Source organism: Ruegeria sp. N8 (assembly GCF_056531325.1).
Window position 1 is genome coordinate 198,489 of record NZ_JBQFLQ010000008.1, and the last position, 7,759, is coordinate 206,247.

Below are 7,759 nucleotides of genomic sequence, written 5' to 3' on the forward strand. Positions count from 1 at the left end.
TTTCCGTATATGGAACGAGAAGAAGATCAGGCTATTTCTTCCAAACGGGCCAGCGCCTCGTTCAGTTTAGCCTCTTCTTCTTCGCGGGCGGCGAGGTTGGCTTTGGCTTCTTCGACAACCTCTTCCGGGGCCGAGGCCACGAATTTGGGGTTGTTCAGACGCCCGCGCAGACCGCCCAGTTCCTTGGCTAGCTTGCCTTTGGCTTTTTCCAGCCGTTCCTTTTCGGCACCGATGTCAATGATATCCGCCAGCGGCAGGCCGAAGGACGCGCCGGGGGCGGCGATGGAAATCGTGCCTTTGGGCAGCGCATCGGCCTTGGTCAGGCTGTCGATCCGGGCCAGACGCTTGATCAGCGCCTCGTTGCGGTCCCATGCGGCTTGGCCGTGATCGTCGATCTCTGTCACCAGCATCGGCACGTAGAGCCCCGCTGGAACCCGCATCTGGGCACGGGCCGAGCGGGTGTTTTCGATGACCGAGATCACCCAGTTCATCTCACGATCCGCATCGGCATCGACCAGTTCGGTGCCATATGTCGGCCAGTCGGCGTGGACGACCATTTTTGCGCGGTCGCCGGTCAGGCCCCAGAGTTCCTCGGTGATGAAGGGCATGATCGGGTGCAGCAGGACCATGCATTGATCCAGAACCCAGCGCATGGTGGCGCGGGTCTCGGCCTGCGCCTCGGCGTCATCACCTTGCAGCAGAGGTTTCGACAGCTCTACATACCAGTCGCAGACCTTGCCCCAGACAAAGGCATAAAGCCCGTTGGCGGCGTCGTTGAAACGATAGCTTTCCAGCGCCGAGTCGACTTCTGCCCGCACGCGGGCGGTTTCGCCGATGATCCAGCGGTTTACGGCCGCCTTGGGTTTCAGGTCGGCCACATCGAGTTGCGGCACGGCATCGGTGAAGACCTCGTTCATCTCGGCAAAGCGGACGGCATTCCACAGCTTGGTGCCGAAGTTGCGATAGCCGGTGATGCGGTCACGGGACAGTTTCAGCACGCCACCGATGGCCGCCATTGAGGCGTTGGTGAAGCGCAGCGCGTCGGCACCGAACTCGTCCACGATTTCCAGCGGGTCGATGACATTGCCGGTGGTCTTGGACATCTTCTTGCCCTTCTCGTCGCGAACGAGCGAGTGCAGGTAGACCGTGTGGAACGGGATTTCATTCACCACGGCCAGTTGCATCATCATCATCCGGGCGACCCAGAAGAACAGGATATCCGCGCCGGTGATCAGAACGTCTGTGGGGAAGTAGCGTTCCAGCTCCTCGGTCTGCTCGGGCCAGCCCAGCGTGCCAATGGGCCAGAGGCCGGAGGAGAACCACGTGTCGAGGACGTCGGGGTCGCGCCACACCGGATAGACCAGCTTGGTCGGGTCTTGTTCGACCGCGTAATGGGCAAGGCTTTCAGCGAACTGATGGATCGCTTCATGCTTGTCTGCGACTTCGATGACCGTCGCGTGGCTCAAAGGGCTAGGAATGTCAGCGTTATCGTCGAGGAATTTTTCAGTGACGGCCTCAAGGCTTGCGGCACATTCCATGACATTGCCACGATGCAGCATGCCGCCTTCGTTCAGCAAACGGCCCAATTCGACCAGATCAAGGTTGCCGTCGTTTTCGTCATCCTTGAAGTTCTCGGCCGACAGATCGAGCCCATACCAAACTGGAATCTGATGGCCCCACCACAGCTGACGCGAGATGCACCAGGGCTCGATGTTTTCCAGCCAGTGGTAATAGGTCTTTTCGCCCGACTCCGGGATGATCTTGACCGTGCCTTCCTTGACCGCATCCAGCGCAGGGCCGACGACCTTTTCGGCGTCGACGAACCACTGGTCAGTGAACATCGGCTCGATAACGACTTTCGATCGGTCGCCGAAGGGCTGCATGATCGGTTTGCTCTCGACCAGAGGGACCAGCGCCGCCGGGTCGTCATCCTCGCCCAGCTTGGTGCCCAGACGCGGATCATCGGCGCGGGTCATCACGGCCAGACCGTCGGCGGTGATTTCTTCGACGACTTTCGCACGCGCTTCAAACCGATCGAGGCCGCGCAGGTGATCGGGGATCAGGTTGATCGCGTCGATCTCGTTCTCGGTGAATTCGCGACCACGCGCGTATTCCTGTGCCTTGTCGGCCTCATCGGCATAAGGCGCGCCATCGGCCCGCATCGCGCCTTTGGTGTCCATCAGGCGGTACATCGGAATGCCGCCGCGCTTGGCGACCATGTTGTCGTTGAAGTCATGCGCGCCGGTGATCTTTACCGCGCCCGAGCCGAAATCGGGATCGGGATACTCATCCGTGATGATCGGGATCTGACGGCGATGCTCTTTCGGGCCAACCGGGATTTCGCAGAGTTTCCCGACGATTGGCGCGTACCGCTCATCCGACGGATGAACCGCAACCGCGCCGTCGCCCAGCATGGTTTCGGGGCGGGTCGTGGCGATCGAGATATAGTCGCGCTCTTCCTCAAGCACGACGTTCCCGTCCTCGTCCTTTTCGACATAGGTATAGGTCTCGCCCCCGGCCAGCGGGTATTTGAAGTGCCACATGTGGCCGGGCGTTTCGATGTTCTCGACTTCCAAATCCGAGATCGCGGTCTCAAAGTGCGGGTCCCAGTTGACCAACCGCTTGCCGCGATAGATCAGGCCCTTTTCGTACATATCGACGAAAACCTTGATGACCGCGTCGTGAAAATTCGCAGAATTTTCGTGGCCAGTGCGCGGGTCACGCGGTGCGCCCGCCATGGTAAACGCATTGCGCGACCAGTCACAGCTGGAGCCCAGCCGTTTAAGCTGTTCGATGATGGTGCCGCCGTATTCGCCTTTCCATTCCCAGACCTTGTCCAGAAACGCCTCGCGCCCCAGTTCGCGGCGACCGGGTTGGCCGGTGGCGGCCAGCATCTTTTCCACCTGCATCTGGGTGGCGATACCGGCGTGGTCCTGTCCGGGCTGCCACAGCGTGTCGAACCCGCGCATCCGGTGCCAGCGGGTCAGGATGTCCTGCAACGTGTTGTTGAACGCGTGCCCCACATGCAGCGCACCCGTCACGTTGGGCGGCGGGATCATGATGGTAAAGCTTTCGTCGCGCGAGCGGTTCGCGCCCGCCTTGAAGGCTCCGGCCTGTTCCCAGGCCTCGTAGATGCGGGCCTCGGCCTCGGCCGCGTTGAATGTCTTTTCCATCGCCATGGGGTGCGTCCTGCGTCATCAATCTCGGGTCAGCGATTGCAATAGCGAATGCGCGCAGGAAGGGGAAGGGTGCGTGTGCTATCCGGCCTGGGCAAATCGGGCACGGAAGTAATCCTGCACCCTCTGATAGGCCGGTTCGTGGAAATCCAGCGTCAGCAGAGAGTGATCCTTGCCCTCATATTCCTGTGTCTCAAGGTCATCACCAAAGCCGTCTTGTAGCGCGCGCATCAGCCGTTCCGGGGCCAGCTTGTCATCCGCGTATCGCATCGCAAGCCCCGGACCTTTGGCGGCCATGCCCGCACGGGCTTGTGCGATGTCATCGGAGCTCATGTGCAGTGTATCGCCGCCAAAGACCGGCAAGGCTGGCTGGCTGGCGACGCCGCCCAGAACCGCGTCCTCAGCCATCAGGGTCAGAGCGAAACTGCCGGTCAGGCACATACCGATGACACCCACGCCTGCTGCGTTGTCGCGGGACTTGATTTCGGCCGCCAGCGACCGCATCCAGCCCGCAATGGGGCTCTGACGGCCTTTGAGGAACATGTTGAACTCGCGCCGGACGCAAAACAAGCGGGCCATGTTGCGGCCCATCGTGACTTTGCCATAGGTGCCGAACATATGCGGCAGGTAGACACGAAACCCCGCCCCGTTCAGGCGTTTGGCCAGATCCAGCGTTTCCGGCCCAATCCCGGGCAATTCCTGCAGGATCAGGATGGGTGGGCCTTCGCCCCCGGCATAAACGTCATGGGTTGCGGTCTTGCCGCTCGTCATCGCGGCAGAGAAAGGGAAAACGGTATCATGTGTCCAGGTCATGGGGTCTGAGGCTATCGGAATCCCGCAGAACTTAAAGTCCAAACCCCTGTCTTTTTCTGGACATCGCCCACACTCGGGCTAGGGTCGCCTTCGGAACCGCGCAGGAGGGTCGCCCCATGGAAAAATTCGGCAGAAGCCAGCCCGTCAAACGGACCGAGGATCAGAGGTTTCTGACCGGGCAGGGGCACTACATGGATGACGTTGTACCAGAAGGTGCCCTGCACGCCGTGTTTGTCCGCTCGCAGGTGGCGCATGGGGTGATCACGGCGCTTGATCTGGACGCGGCGCGCGCAGCTGATGGGGTTCGGTTGGTGATGACGCTGGAGGATTTGAAAGAGGCCGAGATCGACACCGTGATCAATGCGGCGACGGTCAAGAACCGGGACGGATCGCCCGCAGCAGCGCCTGCGCGTCACATGCTGTCGACCGACCGGGTGCGCTTTGTTGGCGAACCGATCGCGGTGGTTATTGCTGACACTCAAGCCCAGGCCCGTGACGCCGCCGAACTGGTCTTGGTCGAGATTGACGAACGCCCCGCCAAGCTGGACGTGGATGCGGGCGGAGAGACCTTGCACCCCGAAGCGCCGAATAATCGCGCATTTGACTGGGGTCTGGGCAACGAGGCCGCGACCGAGGCCGCGTTTCAGGCTGCGGCGCATACTGTATCGCTCAATGTGGTGGATAATCGGGTCATCATTGCCTCGATCGAGCCGCGCGGCTGTCAGGCCAACTGGGTCGATGGTCGCCTGCATTTTGCTTATGGCGGACAGGGGGTTTGGGCCATGCGCGCTCAACTGGCGCAAAAGCTGCGGGTTGAGCCTGAAGACATCCGCGTCACCACTCCGGATGTAGGTGGCGGCTTTGGTATGAAGGTGATGCCCTACCCGGAATATTTCTGCACTGCGGTCGCAGCGAAGAAGCTGGGCAAACCCGTGCACTGGATGTCCGACCGGTCCGAGGCGATGCTGTCCGACCATCATGGCCGCGACCTGACCTCGCTGGCCGAACTGGCCTTTGATGCCGATCACCGGATCACGGCCTATCGCGTTCACAGCAAGATCAATCTGGGTGCCTATAACAGTCATTTCGGGCAGGCGATTCAGACTAGCCTGTTTAGCAAAGTTTTGATGGGCGTTTACGACGTCCAGACGACCTATCTGCGGGTCGAAGGGTTCTTTACCAACACCACACAGGTCGATGCCTATCGCGGTGCGGGCCGCCCCGAGGCGATTTATGTGCTAGAGCGCGTCATGGACCGCGCCGCGCGCGAACTGGGCGTGGACCCGTGGGAGCTGCGCCGCAAGAATTTCATCCGCCCCGAGGCGTTTCCCTACACCTCGGCCACCGGCGAGACCTATGATGTGGGCGACTTCAACATGATCCTGTCCCGCGCGGGCGAACAGACTGCGGGATTTGCCGCCCGCAAGGCCGCCGATGCCGAACGCGGCCTGATCCGCGGGCAGGGCCTATGTTACTATATCGAAAGTATTTTGGGGGACCCTTCCGAGAACGCGAAAGTGGAGTTCTGCGAGGATGGCACCGTGAACCTCTATGTCGGCACCCAATCGAACGGGCAGGGGCATGAGACGGTTTATGCCCATTTCCTGTCAGATCAGACCGGGATTCCGGTGGACCGGATCAATGTGGTGCAGGGCGACAGCGATCAACTTCCTCATGGTGGCGGTACTGGTGGGTCTCGGTCCGTTACGGTGCAAAGCACAGCCACACTGGCGACAATCGACGTCATGATCGCCGCATTCACGCCCTATCTGGCTGATAAGATGGGGGTGGAGGAAAGCGATGTGACATTCGATCACGAAACCTTTCGCGCGCCGGGGTCGAACCTGACGCCCACCCTGACCGAGGCCGCGGATATGGCCCGCGCCGATGGCCGTACTGATCTGCTGCAACATCACGCGCGCGCCAACCTGGATGCGCGCAGCTATCCCAATGGCGCACATGTTGCCGAAATCGTCATTGATTCTTGCACCGGAGAAACCTGGGTCGACCGCTATACAGTGGTCGATGATTTTGGTAACCTTATCAACCCGATGCTGGCCGAAGGGCAAGTACATGGCGGTGTGGTCCAGGGGATCGGACAGGCGCTAACCGAGCGTGTTGTGCATGATGCGCAGGGGCAACTGCTCACGGCTTCGTTGATGGACTATGCCTTGCCGCGCGCCGCCGAGATACCCATGATTAAGTTTACCTCGGCGCCGGTTCCGTCAACTTCAAACCCGATGGGGATGAAGGGATGCGGTGAGGCAGGCACCGTGGGCGCGCTGGCCGCAGTGGCAAATGCGGTTCAGGATGCGCTCTGGGATCACGGGGTGCGACAGGCAGATATGCCTTTCACACCTCAAAGAGTATGGGAGTTGCTGACGCATGGATCTGTCGCGGCTGAGTAGAAAGGTACTGGGATGGCTCGGACGGCCTCTGCGGTCCGAACACTCAGCCGAGTCGCGGCACCGTGAACCGATCAGCCATGTGATTATCCTCGACGGGACTATGTCGACACTGGAACCGGGCCGAGAGACCCACGCGGGTCAGACCTTGCGTCTGTGTTGCGAGATGGGCAGCAAGGTCTCGGTATTTTACGAAGCCGGGGTGCAGTGGGACAGCTGGAAGTCCTCGCTGGACGTGATGATGGGGCGGGGGATCAACCGCCAGATCAGGCGTGCTTACGGCTATCTGGCGTCGCGCTACAAACCCGGCGACAGGATTTACTTCATCGGCTATTCGCGTGGAGCCTACGGGGTGCGCAGCCTTGCCGGGGTGATCGACTTGATCGGGTTGCTCAAGGCCGAACACGCGACCGAGCGGAACATCAAGCAGGCCTATCGTCACTATGAGTGCAACGCTAACGGCAAGGCCGCGGCTGAATTCCGGCAAGCCTTCTGCCACGAGGATGTGGCGATTGAGATGGTCGGCGTCTGGGACACGGTAAAAGCGCTGGGCCTACGTCTTCCACTACTGTGGCGCTGGGCCGAAGAACGCCACGCCTTTCACAACCACCAGCTGGGCCCGGCCACCCGCCACGGCTATCACGCCATGGCGCTTGACGAGACCCGCGAAGTGTTCGAGCCTGTCTTGTGGAAATGTACCCCTGATTTCAAGGGCCATGTGGAACAAGTCTGGTTCCGGGGCACGCATGGGGATGTCGGCGGTCAATTGAACGGGTTCGAAGAGGCGCGCCCACTCAGCAACATCTCTCTGATCTGGATGCTGGACAAGGCCGAGATGCACGGCCTGCCACTGCCTGACGGATGGCGCGACCGCTTCCCTACCGATACCGCTGCGCGGTCAGTGGGCACATGGCGCGGCTGGGGTAAGATTTTCCTGCTGCGCAAGCACCGGAAAGTGGGCAAGGACCGATCCGAGAGGCTGCACGTCTCGGTCTCGCCGGATGATCTGCCGGGCTGGGTACCGATGCCGGATTTGCCATCACATCCGGCGCAGTGAAGGGCTGACGATTTGCTAACGGCTCCAATGATCACCAACACTTCAAAGTCCGGTTCGAGCCCAAAACAGACATCTTAGGGAAGCAGAATTGGAGTTTTCGTGGCAACGCCAAAAGCAAGCTACATTAATTCGCCAAAACTGCCCAACCGACAGTTGGGCTGCCCGAGGCAATCGAGCCAGCCGCGAAGATGCTGGGGCTTTCAGCCAGAAGTGGACTTAGGGTCAGGACTCGTTCTTGTTTCATAGCCAGAAGATGACCGTGGCGGCGAGAGCGATGGCGGAGAGGAATACCTTTGGGCACCTGTCAT

Annotated in this window: 4 protein-coding genes; 2 read left to right on the forward strand and 2 right to left on the reverse strand. The window is 60.6% G+C overall.

What is annotated here, in order from left to right:
- Positions 1 to 26 precede the first annotated feature (26 nt).
- Both ACR0C5_RS15900 and ACR0C5_RS15905 read right to left on the reverse strand, forming a co-directional pair.
- Positions 27 to 3,179 carry a valine--tRNA ligase gene (locus ACR0C5_RS15900; RefSeq protein WP_480877808.1) on the reverse strand — a complete coding sequence of 1,051 codons (3,153 nt, stop codon included), beginning with the start codon at positions 3,177 to 3,179 and terminating at the stop codon, positions 27 to 29.
- A 78-nt stretch (positions 3,180 to 3,257) separates the two neighbouring features.
- On the reverse strand, positions 3,258 to 3,989 hold the full coding sequence (locus ACR0C5_RS15905; RefSeq protein ID WP_170770026.1) for a dienelactone hydrolase family protein: 732 nt from the start codon (positions 3,987 to 3,989) through the stop codon (positions 3,258 to 3,260).
- A 116-nt stretch (positions 3,990 to 4,105) separates the two neighbouring features.
- Between ACR0C5_RS15905 and ACR0C5_RS15910 the strand changes: the two genes are divergently transcribed.
- Both ACR0C5_RS15910 and ACR0C5_RS15915 read left to right on the forward strand, forming a co-directional pair.
- Positions 4,106 to 6,397 carry a xanthine dehydrogenase family protein molybdopterin-binding subunit gene (locus ACR0C5_RS15910; RefSeq protein ID WP_480877810.1) on the forward strand — a complete coding sequence of 764 codons (2,292 nt, stop codon included), beginning with the start codon at positions 4,106 to 4,108 and terminating at the stop codon, positions 6,395 to 6,397.
- Positions 6,375 to 7,451 (forward strand): DUF2235 domain-containing protein, encoded by a 1,077-nt coding sequence (locus ACR0C5_RS15915; RefSeq protein WP_480877812.1) that lies wholly within the window; start codon positions 6,375 to 6,377, stop codon positions 7,449 to 7,451. The genes ACR0C5_RS15910 and ACR0C5_RS15915 overlap by 23 nt, the downstream gene beginning before the upstream one ends.
- Positions 7,452 to 7,759 lie beyond the last annotated feature (308 nt).

Bases quoted from the DNA above. Each gene is read 5' to 3' on its own strand.
- ACR0C5_RS15900 (WP_480877808.1), bottom strand. From the start codon at position 3,179: ATGGCGATGGAAAAGACATTCAACGCGGCCGAGGCCGAGGCCCGCATC.
- ACR0C5_RS15905 (WP_170770026.1), bottom strand. From the start codon at position 3,989: ATGACCTGGACACATGATACCGTTTTCCCTTTCTCTGCCGCGATGACG.
- ACR0C5_RS15910 (WP_480877810.1), top strand. From the start codon at position 4,106: ATGGAAAAATTCGGCAGAAGCCAGCCCGTCAAACGGACCGAGGATCAG.
- ACR0C5_RS15915 (WP_480877812.1), top strand. From the start codon at position 6,375: ATGGATCTGTCGCGGCTGAGTAGAAAGGTACTGGGATGGCTCGGACGG.